The organism is Ensifer sp. GW101-20A05, from assembly GCF_059424735.1.
Window position 1 is genome coordinate 26,715 of the sequence record NZ_JBWKZT010000002.1, and the last position, 15,355, is coordinate 42,069.

Annotated in this window: 13 protein-coding genes and 3 pseudogenes; 4 read left to right on the forward strand and 12 right to left on the reverse strand. The window is 59.5% G+C overall.

Annotated features, from left to right (window positions below; translation table 11 throughout):
- From AC070A_RS05250 to AC070A_RS05270, 5 genes are all read right to left on the reverse strand, one after another.
- Positions 1-732 (reverse strand): sugar ABC transporter ATP-binding protein, encoded by a 732-nt coding sequence (locus tag AC070A_RS05250; protein WP_112997063.1) that lies wholly within the window; start codon positions 730-732, stop codon positions 1-3.
- A gap of 3 nt (positions 733-735) precedes the next feature.
- The gene (locus AC070A_RS05255) at positions 736-1,713 is read right to left on the reverse strand and encodes an ABC transporter permease (RefSeq protein ID WP_112997062.1); all 978 of its coding nucleotides are present in this window, start codon (positions 1,711-1,713) and stop codon (positions 736-738) included.
- 142 nt (positions 1,714-1,855) lie between these two features.
- Positions 1,856-2,836 (reverse strand): sugar ABC transporter substrate-binding protein, encoded by a 981-nt coding sequence (locus AC070A_RS05260; protein WP_112997061.1) that lies wholly within the window; start codon positions 2,834-2,836, stop codon positions 1,856-1,858.
- Between the two features lie 40 nt (positions 2,837-2,876).
- The gene (locus tag AC070A_RS05265; protein ID WP_112997060.1) at positions 2,877-4,079 is read right to left on the reverse strand and encodes a mandelate racemase/muconate lactonizing enzyme family protein; all 1,203 of its coding nucleotides are present in this window, start codon (positions 4,077-4,079) and stop codon (positions 2,877-2,879) included.
- A gap of 11 nt (positions 4,080-4,090) precedes the next feature.
- Positions 4,091-4,813 (reverse strand): FadR/GntR family transcriptional regulator, encoded by a 723-nt coding sequence (locus tag AC070A_RS05270; protein WP_113480184.1) that lies wholly within the window; start codon positions 4,811-4,813, stop codon positions 4,091-4,093.
- Between the two features lie 111 nt (positions 4,814-4,924).
- Between AC070A_RS05270 and AC070A_RS05275 the strand changes: the two genes are divergently transcribed.
- Positions 4,925-5,821 (forward strand): SMP-30/gluconolactonase/LRE family protein, encoded by an 897-nt coding sequence (locus AC070A_RS05275; protein ID WP_112997058.1) that lies wholly within the window; start codon positions 4,925-4,927, stop codon positions 5,819-5,821.
- Positions 5,822-6,026: 205 nt separating this feature from the next.
- On the opposite strand, the gene AC070A_RS05280 is transcribed toward AC070A_RS05275, so the two are convergent.
- Positions 6,027-6,473: a GSU2403 family nucleotidyltransferase fold protein gene (locus AC070A_RS05280; protein ID WP_255571177.1), complete on the reverse strand. Its 447-nt coding sequence runs from the start codon at positions 6,471-6,473 to the stop codon at positions 6,027-6,029.
- An 11-nt stretch (positions 6,474-6,484) separates the two neighbouring features.
- Between AC070A_RS05280 and AC070A_RS05285 the strand changes: the two genes are divergently transcribed.
- A complete protein-coding gene (locus AC070A_RS05285) occupies positions 6,485-6,631 on the forward strand; it encodes a CynX/NimT family MFS transporter (protein ID WP_162728218.1) in 147 nt (48 codons plus the stop codon).
- 215 nt (positions 6,632-6,846) lie between these two features.
- Positions 6,847-7,730 (forward strand): annotated as a pseudogene (locus AC070A_RS05290) (MFS transporter).
- Between the two features lie 295 nt (positions 7,731-8,025).
- On the opposite strand, the gene pyrF reads toward AC070A_RS05290, so the two are convergent.
- The 3 genes and pseudogenes from pyrF to AC070A_RS05305 all read right to left on the reverse strand — a co-directional run.
- A complete protein-coding gene (gene pyrF, locus AC070A_RS05295) occupies positions 8,026-8,922 on the reverse strand; it encodes an orotidine-5'-phosphate decarboxylase (protein WP_112997382.1) in 897 nt (298 codons plus the stop codon).
- A 614-nt stretch (positions 8,923-9,536) separates the two neighbouring features.
- Entirely contained in the window at positions 9,537-10,001 is a 465-nt protein-coding gene (locus AC070A_RS05300) for a carboxymuconolactone decarboxylase family protein (protein ID WP_112997381.1), read from the reverse strand.
- 28 nt (positions 10,002-10,029) lie between these two features.
- Positions 10,030-10,374 (reverse strand): annotated as a pseudogene (locus AC070A_RS05305) (helix-turn-helix domain-containing protein); the annotation flags it as partial.
- Here AC070A_RS05305 and AC070A_RS05310 point away from each other — a divergent pair.
- Positions 10,339-10,476 (forward strand): annotated as a pseudogene (locus AC070A_RS05310) (IS5/IS1182 family transposase); the annotation flags it as partial. The pseudogenes AC070A_RS05305 and AC070A_RS05310 overlap by 36 nt on opposite strands.
- Before the next feature lie 804 nt (positions 10,477-11,280).
- Here the strand turns inward: AC070A_RS05310 and repB are convergent.
- From repB to AC070A_RS05325, 3 genes are all read right to left on the reverse strand, one after another.
- On the reverse strand, positions 11,281-12,357 hold the full coding sequence (gene repB, locus AC070A_RS05315; protein WP_113133079.1) for a plasmid partitioning protein RepB: 1,077 nt from the start codon (positions 12,355-12,357) through the stop codon (positions 11,281-11,283).
- A gap of 4 nt (positions 12,358-12,361) precedes the next feature.
- On the reverse strand, positions 12,362-13,615 hold the full coding sequence (repA, locus tag AC070A_RS05320; RefSeq protein ID WP_113133081.1) for a plasmid partitioning protein RepA: 1,254 nt from the start codon (positions 13,613-13,615) through the stop codon (positions 12,362-12,364).
- A 256-nt stretch (positions 13,616-13,871) separates the two neighbouring features.
- On the reverse strand, positions 13,872-15,311 hold the full coding sequence (locus tag AC070A_RS05325) for a M20 family metallopeptidase (protein WP_057251737.1): 1,440 nt from the start codon (positions 15,309-15,311) through the stop codon (positions 13,872-13,874).
- Positions 15,312-15,355: the final 44 nt, after the last annotated feature.

Genomic DNA, 15,355 nt, shown 5'->3' on the forward strand with positions numbered 1-15,355 from the left:
TCAGAGCACGGATTGAACTTCGTCGATCGACGTCTCGCTGACGCGCTTGTCGAGCACGATCTGCCCACGCGCCATAGCGACAACCCGGTCGCAGGACTCGAACACGTGGTGCATATTGTGGCTGATGAAGATGCCGGTGACGTTCTGTTCCTTCAACGAGCGAACGAAACCTATGACTTTATTGGTTTCCTTCACCGACAGGTGATTTGTCGGCTCGTCGAGGATCATGACTTTCGACTTGAAGTGCATGGCTCGCGCGATAGCGACGCCCTGTCGTTGGCCACCCGAGAGTTCGCCAACCAAAGCGTCGGGCGAGCGCAGGTGCAGATCGACATCCGCGATGGCCTGTACGCTCTCCTTGCGCATCTTGCGCATGTCGAGCACGCCAATGCCGAAGAGGGAGTACTTGATCGGCTCGCGGCCAATAAACAGATTCCGAGCGATCGACATGGTCGGCACCATGGAGTTGTATTGATAGATGGTCTCGATACCGAGCCGCATCGAGTCACGCGGACTTGATATCGTCGCCTCCTTGCCTTCGACAAAAATGCGACCTTCGTCCTGCTTCTGGACACCGGAAAGGATGCTGATCAGCGTCGACTTGCCCGCACCGTTGTCGCCGATCAGGCCGACGGCTTCATTGCGCGCGAAATCGACCGAGACACCCCTAAGGGCATGAACGCCGGAATACCATTTGTGCAGGTTTTTGACGGAAACAATTGGACCGTTCATCGCTCAGATCTCCATCTTAATCGCTTTGGCCCGCTTGCGCAGCCATGAATTGGCGACGACCGCAAAGATGGTCAGTGCTCCGATCGCGAACTTGAACCAGTTGGCATCGACTTGGCTGAGGATCAGACCGTTATCGATGACACGGATGAGCACGACGCCAATGATGCCTCCGAGGACGGCCCCCACTCCGCCATTCAAGGCGGTTCCGCCAATGACGGCTGCGGCGACGGCCTGAAGCTCCATACCCTCGCCAATCGAAGGCAGTGGCGAGCCAAGGCGCAGCACCTGAATAAGCCCGGCAAAGCCGCTAAGCACCGAGCACAGAATGAAGCAGGCAATCTTGACGCGCGCCGTCGGGATTCCGAGCGCATCTGCGGCCGGCAGGAACCCGCCAGTTGCTCGTATCCAGTTTCCCAGGTTCGTTCGGTTCAGAAGCAGAGACACAAGGACAGCAATGACGACGAACCAGATGAACGACATGCGAAGAAGTTGCCCTGGCCCCACGAAACTGGTGAAGAGCCATGTGGGAAGATCAGCCGGCAGGAGTGGCGGGAAGCCGCCGGAGATCACCACGGTGAGAGACCTCGCCACAAACATCATGCCAAGCGTGGTGATGAAACTCGGAATGGCGAACCGGATCGTCAGAAAGCCGTTCAGGAAACCTATAGCCACGCAGACAAGTACGCCAGCGACAAAGGCCAACGGGAACGCGATCCCCGTGGCCATCAAGACCGCCATCGTCATCGGCATGAGGGCGAACACCGCTCCCACCGAAAGATCGAATTCACCGCAGATCATCAAAACAGTGACGCCCATCGCTACGAGCGCCATCTCCGGCAGGATCCCAACGAAGCCTCGCAGATTATCAAAGCTCAAAAAGATGCCTCCTGACCGGATCTGAAAGAGAACGATCAGGAGAAAGAGCAGAAGAAGCGCCGCCAGTTCTGGCTTCTCCATGTAAATTTTCAGCATTCTTTTCATTTGCATGCACTCCCGTGCGGCAGGGCTGCTCGTTCGCAGGCCTCCAGCCAAATTCATAGCTTTGCGCGCCACTGTTGCCGCGCAAAGCCGATGCTTGATCAATTGGTCACTCTCTAATCGCTGGAACGTTGGAGAGAGGCGCTTACCTCAGGCCCTTTGCAGACAGGTCCATGATGTTGTCGGCGTCTTCCGGGCGCACGATCCCCTGCCCCGTATCGATGTCCGCCGGAGCGAGGCCAAAGTTCTTGGCGAGATAGACCTGCATCACGGGCATGAATCCCTGCATGTATGGCTGCTGATCGACCTGCACCTGAACATAGCCGGTCTGCATTTGCTGAACGACCTCGGGAACAAGATCGAAACCGCCCAGGAGCACCTTGCCTGGTGCGATCCCACGGTCCTTGAGCACGCGCGCTACGGCAGCATGCCAGAAGCCGGTGTCGAAGTAGGCTGTCGTGTCGGGATGCGCGTTGAGATAGGCGCCAACACGATCCGACGTGACCGCAAGGTCCGTTCCACTGTCGATCCTTTCCCAAGAGATGTCACGGCCAGGATTTGCAGCTTTAAACTCCTCGAGGAAGTCCATCACGCCCTGCCCGCGTGCTTCAGACCAATTCTGCCCCGGCGCCGAGATGCCGACGAGTACCTTGACCGGTCCTTCTTTCGGAAAATTCTCTGACATCGCCTTCCCGAGCGAGTACCCGGCTTTTCGGAAGCCCTGTCCGACGAAAGCGGCGCGCGCGTTTCCTTTCGCTCCCTCGCTGTCATCAACGTTGACGCCGATCACCTCCACGCCATTCTTGGTGGCCCGCGCGATGACGTCGTCAAACGCCTTGTCATCAACGATGGAGGTCAGAAGTGCGTCGGGCTTGCTCGCCAACGCAGCTTCCATGTTGGAGAGTTGTTGTTCCACAGAGCCTTCAGTCTGTGTAAACACCATCTGGCAGCTTGCCGCGATCTTCTCACAGGCGTCGTCAAACCCCTTCTTCACCGCTTGCCAGAACGTATTCGAAGCCGACGAGTGATGTGTAAAGACGATCTTCAACGGCTCGGCCGACGCGCCAAGCGCGCTCGAGCCGAGAAGCGCCAACCCTAATCCACTTCCTATCAAAACCTTTCGCATGCTTACTCCTCCTTAAGCTGCAGATTAACTGCCGAATTCTTCAGTCCGCGCTTGAGACGCGGCGTGACACCGTGAATGCCTTTTCGAGGTCTGGGTTGAGCTCCATCCCGAGACCTGCACCGGGTGGGACCGTGATCATTCCGTTTCGAACTTCTGGAAGCGCCGTCACCAGGTCGCGGTACCAGGTTTTGTAGAAGGCTCGAACGCTCTCCTGAACCAACGCATTGGGGGCGTTGAGCGACAGGTGCGTCGACGCGCAAAGTACGACCGGACCAGTGCAATCGTGCGGCGCAACCGGGAGATGCCATGCCTCCGCCATCGCGGCGATCTTCCGCGCCTCCGACAGTCCCCCACACCAGCTTATGTCCAGCATGACCACGCCTGCAGCGTCTGTTTCCAAGAGGTCGCGGAAGGCCCATCTCGAACCCAAAGTTTCCGACGCCGAAATCGGCGCAGGCGAGACCGCCGCATAACGCTTGAGGCTCGAGAGGCTGTCCATCTTGATGGGGTCTTCATGCCAAAATGTCTGGTACGGTTCGAGGGCGCGGGCAATCTGCATTGCCGGCAAGAGTTGCCACATCGAATGGAACTCAACCATTATGTCCATTCGATCGCCGACCGCGGCGCGGATCTTCTCAAGCGGTACCAACGCCGATTTAAGATCAGGAACCGAAATATATTGGCCGCGCGTCTTTTCCGCCGCGACGTCGAACGGCCAAATCTTCATCGCCGTAATGCCCTCCTCCAGGAGAGATAAGGCAAGTTCGTCGGCGCGATGGAGGAAACCATTCAGGTCGTCGTAGTTGCGGCTGGACGCAGAGGATAGGTCGTAGTTCGCCGTTGTCTGGCCGGTCGCCTTCTTGATGTATTCCGTCCCAGCGCAGGTATTGTAGGTCCGGATTTCATTGCGACTGAAGCCACCGAGCAGTTGCGCGATCGGCTGACCAGTCGCCTTTCCGAATATATCCCAGAGTGCAATGTCAAAGGCCGAATTGCCGCGTACCTCCGCACCGGACGAGCGAAACCCGAGGTAACCCACCAGGTCAGTCGCGAGAAGATCGATCTGGAGCGGGTTTCGGCCGATAACGCGCGGCGCGACATATTCGTGGATGTAGGCCTCGACAGTCTCGGCGCCGAAGAAGGTTTCTCCAAGTCCGGTCAGTCCCTCGTCCGTGTGTACGAGCAGCCAAAGCAGGTTCGGTCGCTCCGCGATGCGGAGCGTTTCAAGTCTCGATATTTGCATAGGGCTATCCTTTAAGCGATACCGGCGGCGATCAATGCTTTGGCACTTTCATCAAAATGGCGAGCCATAAGCTGGCTGGCGGCCTGCGGATCGCCGGCACCGATCGCCTCAGCTAACTCAATATGGATGCGATTCATGGCATGCCGCTCCGCGTCGGAGGCGCGACTGCGCCATCCGATCGGCCAGGTCTGTCGAGAGACACCTTGAAAGGCTCCGACAATGATGGAGAAGATCGGGTTCTTGGAGGCGCGCGCGATCTCCAGGTGAAAGGCAAGGTCGCTTTCCATGACCTTGTCCGCATCGGCGAAATTCTTCTCCATCGCCTGCGCGTGGTCGAGGATGATGCGCGCTTCTGCCTCCGTTCGCCTCAGCGCCGCTAGCGTCGCCGTTCGCATTTCGATCGTGCGGCGCACGTCATAGACCTGATTGATGTTGATCTGGGCGGTGTGCACGCCATGCTCGATCATCAGGGACATTGCGCCATGATCGAGTTGAGCCACGGTCGCGCGCTTTCCGACATTCAGATCAATCAGCCGCATGGTGGCGAGTGATCGGAAAGCTTCGCGAACCACTGACCGAGAGACACTCAGCTCCTTCGACAAAGTTGCTTCGCTGGGGAGGCGATCGCCGGGTCCAAGCTCGTTTGTCCGGATGTGCTGGGTAATGGCGCCGATGGCTGTGCCGACGAGATTGCCGGCTGCAAATTGCTCTTCGTCGAGGGGCGCCACTATCATTTTTCGTCTCCCGGTTTTATAAAACCTGTCCGACAGGTTGAATTGAACTGAGTCATAGTTTATGGGTAAGCTATGTGTCAAGAACCAATTTCCAGCCAACAAGGAGGGCGCATGAACATCGACTTTGACGTGGTTCTCGCGGCGGAAAACATCGTCGGCGAGAGTGCAGTATGGGATGATCGACATCACAAGCTGTGTTGGGTCGACATCGTGGGGAAAGCGATCCATCGGCTCTGCTCGGCGTCTAACAAGCATGAAACATGGCACTTCCCCGATCTGATCACGTCGATTGGACTTCGAGCCGACGGCGGCGCGATCGTCGGGTCGAGAAAGTCGATTGCGCTGTGGGACTTCGGCGGACCACTTCGGTTGGCGGCAGAGGTCGAGCCGGAACTGCCGGGCAACCGGCTGAATGAGGGCGTCGTCGCACCTGACGGGAGCTTCTGGGTAGGCACGATGCAAGACAACATCACCGCCGACGGCACGCCGCTTGCGATGTCGGCCAAAACAGGAAGGCTCTATCGATATGCGCACGGAGAATTGCGTCCCGTATGTGATGACCGCTTTGGCATCACAAACACGCTCATTTGGACCGGCGACGGCCGCCTCATCACGGCGGACACTGAAGAAAACGCTCTATATAGCTACAAGCTCGATAGAGAGTCTGGGTTGCTACGCAATCGGCGAAACCTTCTTTCGGGGTTTGAACGAGGCCGGCCAGATGGATCCTGCATGGACGCCGAAGGTTTCATATGGAATTGTCGCGTTGCGGGCGGCGGTTGCGTCGTTCGATTTGCCCCGGATGGCAGGATAGATCGCATCGTCGAGCTGCCCTGTTCCTGGCCGACAAGTTGCACATTCGGCGGGCCTGGATTTGAGACTCTTTTCGTAACTTCAGCACGCTTCACGATGCGCGATGAACATCTGGCAGCCAACCCACAGGAAGGCGCGGTGTTCGCCGTAAACCCCGGTGTACGGGGACTACCGGCTAACCGCTTCGTAGCGTGACGCACCAAGCTGAAAGCCGTTCAGAAGGACAGCCTCGGTTCATTCCACTCGATACATGGCCTTTATCAACATGGGGTAACCGCTCCCGCGATTACCCCATGTTGATAAAGGCCCGATACAGTATGCGACCCTGAACGCACAAAGCCAGAACAAACTAGAAACCCGCTGCAGCGAGGGCGCTTCTAAATCTGTGAAATAGCCGCCCCTACCTATCTTCCTTGAATGGATCGACGCCGAGCTCCTTGAACAACGCTTCCGTCTTCGCCCGATCAGCGCGGCTCATGTAGCCGATCCCGGTCTTGATCGCGTAGCGCCAGGCCTCTCCCCTCTCCCATGCCTCATGCAGTGCGTCCGACAGCTCATTGAGCCGATTGGCGACATCGAGTGCTTCGAACAGGAGAACGGCCTGCCTCAAGTCCTTGTCTCGTTTCGCGGAACCAAGCGTGTCAACGACGCGGCGGCTGGCGACGATCAGCTTGTGGATCGCGTAGCGCTCCGGAGCTGGTACGATCACGCTGATGCCTGACTTGTGCAGCATGACGGCTCTGATCGGCTCATAGATCAGGAAGTCCAGGAATCTCAGCGGTTCGGCCGAGGCTCCACCAAGGGCGGGCATGTCGGCCGGTTTGTCCATGTGGTCATCCGATTCCAGGGCAGGGGTACATGATCGCCACCATTATGCCCTTCGCCGCTGGTTGGCTGCGAAGCCATTCAGACGACTTGTCGCAGGCATGGATCATGATGGCTGTCGGTATCGTGCTGCTTCTGTTGCTGGCGCTGCGTTTCTCTCCCGACAACCGCATCAGTTGATTGCATTCTGCGGCACGCGAGGTCGCAGAAGCCTTACTTCACAGATTGCAAACGTCCGCATTTCAGCTGCCTGAGAACCGGAATTTTGCGAATCCCAATATAGCTTGAATTCACGACGATGGATTGCCGGGGCGCAGATGAGGCACCATAAACAAAAACTGAACTACGTCCTGTTCCTCGTTGCCGGCTCAGGACTCGTGACCATCGCGCGGGCAATGTCACTCTCATTTCTTGCCATCAAGCTGCAACAGTCGTTCGGGCTCGGTCCGGCCATGATTGGTGCGCTCCTGGGCATTGGTCCCCTAATGGGTGCTGTCGCAGCTCCCTTCGCGGGATCCCTGTCGGATGCGATGGGGCGCAAGACCGTGCTGAGGCTCACCCTGCTTTCTATGGCACTTGCGCTGATCGGAATGGGGCTCGCCGAAACCGTCTGGCATTTTGCATTGCTCATATCGTTGCCGCCGTCGCTCTCGCGATCTATGAGCCGATTTCGCGTGCCCTGATGAGTGACATCTGCCCCGAGCCGCTACGGCTCAAGTATTTTTCCTGGCGCTACACGGCCACGAATGTCGGCTGGGCCGTCGGACCCTTGATTGGCATCGCCGCTGGCGCTGCGTCCACCGCTCTCTTCATCATTGCTGGCGTCGTCTACGCGATCTTCGCGCTCGCCCTTCACGTGCTGCACGTGCCGATCCATCAAAGCGACAATACCCTTGTTCCCGTTCCGGCGCCGCTACTCAAGAGCCTCAAGACGGCGATACGGGATCCACGGTTGGCTTTCTTTGTCGGCGGCGGCACATTGCTGATTGCGGTATATGGTCGATGGTCAGCAACACTTGCTCCGTACCTGACGGGGAACATCACCGCAGGCATGGAAATCTTTTGCAGATCGGACAGGGGTCCGAAGTCCGCATCAACGGAACCGTGCATCTGCGAACGCGGTTGGAACCGGGCTCGACCGTGCCGATCGGGTGGGTCGCTGTCGGTGACCCAGTGCAAATTCTCTCGCCGGAGCAGCACGAAGCTATCTGGGCGCTCCAAAAGACTCTCGATTTCCCGGATTTCGTCTATGGCGTTGATAGAAGCTCACCCGATGTGATGAAAACAATTACGTCACGGTTGTCCGATGTTCTTGGTGTCCATCGAGCCGAAACCCCTTGGTAGACGCGCGCGAAAACCTCGGATCGGTTTAGGCACGTCCGTTCAGAATTGTGGCAGGATCGTCCCTGCCCCATCTGGACGATTGTGTCGGGCTCTCCACGAGTGTATGCCGAACGCTGCCTGGGGCCCTTTCGTGACATTCGTTAACCAGCGGCGCGCTGCATCCGAGGCTAGGTGACGACCATCTCATGGCTAACGGCGATGGCTGCTTTTCACAAGGTAGCGACTGCTGTTCAGCCAACTGCGGCCGTAGACGTTGGGCCGTGGGCGATCGCACCCCTGAAGGCACTGATCCGTTCCAAGATCAGGTTGCGATAGGCTGCCGCAGAGATTCCTCGGTCTTCGATGCGAGTAAGACCGCGCGAGACCGGAATTAAAAGATCGCCCTGCTGTGTTCCACGAAGCGCATGTATGCTGCTGGCATCACCGCCTTGTGCGCCAAGGCCCGGAGCCAGAATGATGGAGCGCGGGAGAAGCATTCGCAGCCGCCTTCCTTCATGCGGAACCGTCGCTCCGATAACGGCACCAATCGGGTTCAAACCTTCAGGGTCTGGGGCAAGACCTTCGATGAGATCGGCAACGTGATCGGAGATCAGTCGGTTCCCCGTCCTCTTGTCCTGCAGCCAGCCGGCGCCGGGATTGGATGTGCGGCAGAGCACAAAAAGGCCTTTGCCGTAGCGCTTTGCGGTTGCGACAAAGGGCTCGAGGGTGTCTGGGCCCATCAGGGGGTTTACCGTCAAGCAATCCGCTTCGAAGTCACCGCTTCCGCCTTCGGACGCCGGTGTCAGATAGGCGTGGGCATAGGCGGTCGCGGTTGCTCCGATGTCGCCCCTTTTGGCATCCAGGATCACTCCCATTCCGGCGGCCCTGGCCCGCTTCATGCCTAATGAGAGCGCCGTGAGGCCGGAAAGGCCGCACGCTTCGAAATAGGCGCTCTGAAACTTTACGAATCCGACCTGTCCTTCGATGGCATCTAAGACGAAATCGACGAAGCGGCTAATCCAGGGAATGCCGTCATCCTGCTCAAAGAATGCAGGCATATCCACCAGCGAAGGATCAATGCCAGCAACGAGCTCGCCGTATTTAGCCGTATTCTGCTGAACTAATTCTACCCATGGAATTGACGACATTGCTTGATTCCTGTTGTCGCGAAGATCGTTGCAGCGGCTCACCCTGACGCGCAAGCATATATGCCTTTCAGGCGGCGCATCAACTTTAACGTGCGTCAGAGAATGGGTGAAATCTCACCTGAGAGCAGGCGAAGCGGAAAAGCCAGTCGACCGAAGATCCGCATGTGATCGGTTCATCGTCAATTTCTGTAATTCAGCGGGAGCATTCCCGCCCGCAACCACAGTCCCATCTTGATCTCGGGCTCTGACGCGCCATCGCCCCGAAATAGAAAAACCTGCCGCGGGAGGAGGTGCGGCAGGCTTTCCTAAACAAACGAACAGCGACTTGGGAGGAGGAGTGCCGCTGCTCCAACAAACGTCCCTTTGGGAGGAGGAATGGGCCGTCTGGATATCGAAGCGGTGCGGGAGGAGGTGCATCGCTTCGATGAACTCATCATACGCGGACCATCGCCGTCCGCCAGCATCTATGTTGCAGTGCAGCTATGCATCAGCCGCAAGAATCCGCAGAGCACGTGGGCATTCCTGCGAATGCTAGGGGCTGGCAACATCCCCCGTCCTCCCGACGCCCAAGCATCGCGGGTGCGTTCGGGCGGACCGAAAGGGCCAGCAGGTGCTTAGGCGGCGGCCCGCGTGAGTTTCACGCCCGGAAAATCGACCGGCACATCGAGCGCGACATTGAGGTCGTTGGTGAAGAGGTTGAGGGCGATGTGGGCGATAATCTCGACGATCTCTTCGTCGTCAAAGCCGGCCGCCCTTAGCGCATCGACGTCCGCCGCCTCGATTGCGGCCCGCCGGTCGACTACCTTGATGGCGAACTGCAGGGCTGCCGCCGTGCGCGGATCGGCTGATCGGCCCGCCTGCGCCTCGGCCATCTCCTCTCCGGTTGCCCCGGCTTTGCGGCCAAGCCCGGTATGGGCGGCGAGGCAATAGCTGCAATTGTTGCGGTCGGCGATCGCCACCGCGATCTGCTCGCCGAGCCTGGCGCCGAGGCGGCCGCCGCCAAGCGCGCGGAACGATCCCCACATGCTCGTCAGCGCCGCCGGCGTGAGCTCGGGGCTTGCCACGGCGCTTTTCTGCATGGCTGCTCCGCAGGCTTGCCGCGCGGCACTAAGGCCGAATGGATCGTGAACTTTCGTCGCGCACGCGCATGATCGTCTGCCGGCTTGTCGCGAACTTTCTCGCGACGGCCGAGACGCTCATTCCGCTTGTCAGGTCGTCGCGGACGTCCTGCTTCTGTTTTTCGCTGAGGGTCGAAGGACGGCCGAGGGCCTTTCCTTCTGACTTCGCACGCTTGAGGCCGGATTGTGTCCGCTCTATCTGGAACGTATATCCACGAATGCTTACCTGGCGGCAATCCGCGCGCCATGCGAGCTCGGCCACGTACCAGTCGAAGTACTTCTGCGAAAACCGATGGTAGATGCCGTCAATGCCGTTTTGGCCGCCGCCGGATACAACTTCTCCCTCCTGCTGCGATGGTTCAGGCAACTTTTGTGTCTGTTCGCCGCACTCTTCCTCACGTTCCAGAGCCGACCAATGCCGCAGCAAACTGCCTGAAGCGAGTTCTTCACGATCGACTCATCAAGGTAGAACAAAAATAAGATTAAATAACAAACGCCGCGTTATTTATTTCTCACGAAAGAATCAATACAAATAATGCAATATATAGCACAGCCAAAATAAGCGGAGATCAACATAATATCATACGTCCATTGCTTTCTTTGTAATCGTCGTGTGGACCTTCTGTTTTATACGTTGTTCCAGAATATTAATTATCCATATTGAAATCCAAATTATTTCGAAAATAGAATAATGTATCGCGATATGCCTTGCATGAAACAATTATTGCCGTCGTTGAGACAAATAGAAACGGTAAGATCTTCATTGAAATAGTCACGTCGAAACCTCATCTTCCAAATGAATACTTAATGCCAGCGTTGCAAGACGAAATGATCACGGAACATGGTCGTTGAGTGGTGCCGCCTGATGATGTCATACACGACCGTGTCGCGCTCTGCGCCTGCTGCGCATTCCAGCCCTCACGAAGCTCAACGACGCACCCAAAGCCATACCCTCGAATTTCGACAAAAATCCCGACTGAGCGTCCACAGTCCGCTCAGCAATCTATTCAGATCTTAGTTTGGTTCGCCCGATGTGCAGTCATCCCGCACGGTCTCGGCAAGGGCAGACGCTTAGGGCTAATCAGATCTCAGGAACCTAGAAGCGTGGCCCGCCCGACGTCATAGGACCCAAGTAAATCTCTGAATCGCGAACATCCCCGGTGATTAGACGGGGATGGCGATGGTTGGAAGCTGAAATTGGTTGCGGGTCACGACAGCGACCTTAAGCCAGACCTCGCCGTCAGCCTTCGCGGCCCGATGCAAACGCCGCGTGATGCTTGGCAAGCAGCGCGGCCACCTCGTCGATGAAGGCAGGATCGACGTCGGCGGCAAACTCGATGCGGGCGTTCTTGCCGTCGCGCTTGAGCTTGGCAAAGGCACGTCCGCCGGCGTCGACCAGCGTTTCCGGCTTCACCGTTTCCGGCTTCGGCTTGCGCGACAGGCGGGTGAAGAGAATCTGGAACCGGTGGTCACTCTCTGCTTCGAGGAAGCGGCGTGAGCGGCATTCCTCCTGCGCGGTCTGGACCGCAGCCTCGTCTTCAAGCAGGGCGCCAAACGCCATCCAGCGCTCACGGCCGACCTTCGGCGCCGGGCCGATGGCGCGGGCGATAACCGGCGGCACGCCTTCAGCAACCTGGATCAAACGCGACAGCTCGCTCTTCTGCACGGCAAGCGCCTCGCCGATCACCTTGCGGTCGAAGCCGCGGTCGGCAAGCGCGGAGGCAAACATCGCCCGCTCGATAAAGGAGAGGTTGCGCCTTTCAGCGTTTTCCTTGCCCTGGGCGAGCACCAGCTCATCGTCGGTCAGCGGCCGGACGATCGCCTTGACCTTGATGCCGAGGCTACGCACGGCGTTGAGGCGCCGGTGGCCATAGGCCGTCTGGTAGCGGCCGTGCTTCTCCGGATGCGGACGCACCAGGATCGGCGACTGCTGGCCGCTGTCGCGGATGCTGTCGGCAAGCGCCAGGAAATCCGGGTCGTCGGTTTCGCCATCCGTCAGGCGGTCGCCGACGAAGGAGGCATCGACCAGGTCCGGATCGAGCTCGACGACACGCTCGCCCTGCGTCAGGGCTTCGCGCAGCGCGCGCGCCTCTTCCGCCTCACGGGTGATGCTGCCGAGAGAAAGGCCCATGGCCTTGATCGCGCCGGAAGCGGCGCGGGGAACTTCGGCAAGCGGTGCCTTGGCGGTCACGGGCTGGGCGGGCTGGGCGCTCGCCGCAGTGGCAGGCTGCGTTTCATCAGCCGGCGCGGCCGGACCTGCCGGCTGGACATTGCCGGAGAAGAGGGCGCGCAGCTCGTTCTTGCGATTGCCAGCCATTCGATCAGCGCCCCCATGCCGCATGAATGAGTGCTTCGATCTCGCCGTTGACCGAGTTCAGCGATTCGACCGCACGGTCGTAGGTGGCGCGCGTAAAATTCTCGCGCCCGACCTCGTAAAGCGTCTGCTTCGTCAGGCCGGCGTCCGAGACCGCCGTCGATTTCACCATGGCCGAGGTCAGCACCCGCTCGCCAAACAGCGAGCGCATGAAGCCGACGATCTGTGCCTGCGGCCCGTCGTTCGGCTCGAAGCGGGTGACGAGATAGCGCAGGAAGTCGAAATTCAGCTCGCCACCGGCCTCGCGCACGACGCTTAAGAGATCCGACGTCATGTAGAGGAACTGGTTCATCGAGGCGACGTCGAGCATCTGCGGATGCACCGTGACGATGACGGAGGTCGAAGCGCAAAGGGCCGAGAGTGTCAGATAACCGAGCTGCGGCGGGCAATCGATGATGACGACATCATAGTCATCGGCGACGCTGGCGAGCGCTGTCTGCACGCGGGCAAAGAACAGCGGGCCGGCATCGCTGCCATTGTGGCGGGCGCTCAGCGCCTGCGGCGTCGTATGCTCGAACTCCTGAAGCTCGAGATTGCCGGGCACAAGATCGAGACCGTCGAAATAGGTCTTGCGGATGATGTCCTTCAGCGGCCGCGCTTCGGCGTCGTAGCGGATCGCGCCATAGAGCGTGTCGTTGCCCGTGAGGTCGAGCTCCGGCTGATAGCCGAAGAGGGCGGAAAGCGAGGCCTGCGGGTCGAGGTCGACGGCCAGTACGCGATGGCCTGTCATGGCGAGATATTGCGCGATATGCACCGACGAGGTCGTCTTGCCGGAGCCGCCCTTGAAGTTGGTGACAGAGATCACCTGCAGGTGCTCGCCTGCTCCCCGGTCACGCCACTTGAGGTAGCTACGCGCCTTGACGGCATTGCCCTTGGCCAGCGCCTGTTCGGCGAGATGACGGCGAAGCGCGTTGATGTCGGAGAGCGAATAGGACCGGCGACCGCCGAGCCCCGTATCCGGCTGTGGGCCCTCGCCGGCAAGCGAAAGCTGGCGCAGATAGCCGTCGGAGACACCGATCAGCTTGGCCGCCTCGCCCGAGGTGAAACTGCGAAGCGTCTTCATCGCCGTCGGCGGGAAGAGCCGCTCGCGCATGGCCTTCAACTGGTCGGAAAGCGCGCGCGCATCGGCCGCGATCGCTTCGTCGGCCGGACGGCGAGCCTGGGAGTGATCCGCGTCCTGCCTTGCCTGGGTTGCCGTCATCGTCATTTCGCCCTACTCCTTGCATGCATCGCGGCACAACGCTGCGGCGATGCACTAACAGAGATTTAATCCAAATACGGCCAATCAGCACTTATTCGAAAAACTCCGTAACAGAGATGCCGAAGCTTCTGATTCGCGTCAAGACTTCGACCGCGATCGGCGGCAATGGCGAGCGACACGCTGGGGGTGCCAATCTCGCAAAAGAAAACACCCGCGACGGCGGCGCGGGCGTTCGATAAAACCGTCAAATCAGCAATCAGAGCTTGGGGCCGATGTGATCCGGGATCGGGCACTGATAGGGTTTATCCTCTGTTTTTTCGCGCCACTCCGCCTTTGCGCGCGCCAGCAGATCGGCATCGAGGATCAGATCGAGACCCGTTGCCGCCAATGATTTCGCCGCATGGGCGAAAGCCTTGTGCGCGGCCGGGCTCTTGCCCTGCGCCACCACCTGCCAGGTGTGCGGCGCCGTGCCGATTGCCCAGGCGGGTGCCCAGCATTGCGCGGTCGGGGTGATCCAGCTCACATCGCCGACATCGGTCGAGCCGGCGCGGAAATGCGACTGCCCCTCGAAATCGCGAAGGCCGAGATGCAAGCCGGTCGAACCGTCGAGACGGCTGCTGGCGAAGACGTCGCCCTTGATCTGGTAGAGCCGGATGCTGCTCGATATCGCCTCCGGCGTCAGCGTCTTCTGGATGTCCTTGGCAAAGGCGATGTCGGCCTCGTCGAAAGGCATCGGGCCGAGCGCCACCATGTTCTGATGGATTGCCGTCTCCAGTGCGATGTTGGGCAGAAGGTTCGTCGCCGCCCGATCGAAGACGATCTCGACCTCGGTCTCGGTCATCATCGCCGCGCCCTTGGCGATCTTGTCGATCCGCGCAGCCAGCGCCAGTGCTTCCGGCATCTGCGGCGCCCGCACCAGATAGAGCGCCTCGGCACGCGCCTGGACGACGTTTGCCGCCTTGCCGCCCGCATCGGTGATCGCATAGTGCACACGGCAATCCTGCGGCATGTGCTCGCGCAGGAAGTTGACGCCGACATTCATCAGTTCCAGCGCATCGAGCGCACTGCGGCCGAGATGGGCGCCGTTGGACGCATGCGCCGCCACACCCTTGAAGCGGTAGTAGATTTCGAGCACGGCGAGATTGTTGGTCGAGCGAACGCCGTTGAAGGGTGCGGGATGCCAGGTCAGCGCCGTATCGACATCGGCGAAGACGCCGGCGCGCGCCATGAAGGTCTTGCCGGAACCGCCCTCCTCGCCGGGGCAACCATAATAGCGCACCGTGCCCGGCAGCCCGTTGTCCTTCAGGTAGCGGGCAAGCGCGACGGCAGCGAGCAACGAGCCGGTACCGAGCAGATTGTGGCCGCAACCGTGGCCGGTAGCGCCTTCGACCTCTGCCCGTGCTTCGGCGACGCCGGCCACCTGGCTCAAGCCCGCCAGCGCATCGAACTCACCAAGGAAGGCGATCACCGGACCGCCCGCGCCCGCCTCACCGACAAAGGCCGTATCGATCTCGGCCAGCCCGCGCGACACGCGAAATCCGTACTTCTCCAGCATCGCGATCTGGGTCGCAGCCGACCTTTCCTCGTGAAAGCTCAGTTCCGCATGTTCCCAGATCGCGTCGCTCATCGCGGCGAATTCGGGCTTCAGCGCCTCGACGGTTTCGACAAGGGCGGTCAGTGCGGACGATTTTGGCATGAATCTTCCTTTTGCAACGGCGCGGTGCGCGGTCGCATCAGTAT

Bases quoted from the DNA above. Each gene is read 5' to 3' on its own strand.
- AC070A_RS05250 (WP_112997063.1), bottom strand. From the start codon at position 732: ATGAACGGTCCAATTGTTTCCGTCAAAAACCTGCACAAATGGTATTCC.
- AC070A_RS05255 (WP_112997062.1), bottom strand. From the start codon at position 1,713: ATGAAAAGAATGCTGAAAATTTACATGGAGAAGCCAGAACTGGCGGCG.
- AC070A_RS05260 (WP_112997061.1), bottom strand. From the start codon at position 2,836: ATGCGAAAGGTTTTGATAGGAAGTGGATTAGGGTTGGCGCTTCTCGGC.
- AC070A_RS05265 (WP_112997060.1), bottom strand. From the start codon at position 4,079: ATGCAAATATCGAGACTTGAAACGCTCCGCATCGCGGAGCGACCGAAC.
- AC070A_RS05270 (WP_113480184.1), bottom strand. From the start codon at position 4,813: ATGATAGTGGCGCCCCTCGACGAAGAGCAATTTGCAGCCGGCAATCTC.
- AC070A_RS05275 (WP_112997058.1), top strand. From the start codon at position 4,925: ATGAACATCGACTTTGACGTGGTTCTCGCGGCGGAAAACATCGTCGGC.
- AC070A_RS05285 (WP_162728218.1), top strand. From the start codon at position 6,485: ATGATCGCCACCATTATGCCCTTCGCCGCTGGTTGGCTGCGAAGCCAT.
- pyrF (WP_112997382.1), bottom strand. From the start codon at position 8,922: ATGTCGTCAATTCCATGGGTAGAATTAGTTCAGCAGAATACGGCTAAA.
- AC070A_RS05300 (WP_112997381.1), bottom strand. From the start codon at position 10,001: ATGCAGAAAAGCGCCGTGGCAAGCCCCGAGCTCACGCCGGCGGCGCTG.
- repB (WP_113133079.1), bottom strand. From the start codon at position 12,357: ATGGCTGGCAATCGCAAGAACGAGCTGCGCGCCCTCTTCTCCGGCAAT.
- repA (WP_113133081.1), bottom strand. From the start codon at position 13,615: ATGACGGCAACCCAGGCAAGGCAGGACGCGGATCACTCCCAGGCTCGC.
- AC070A_RS05325 (WP_057251737.1), bottom strand. From the start codon at position 15,311: ATGCCAAAATCGTCCGCACTGACCGCCCTTGTCGAAACCGTCGAGGCG.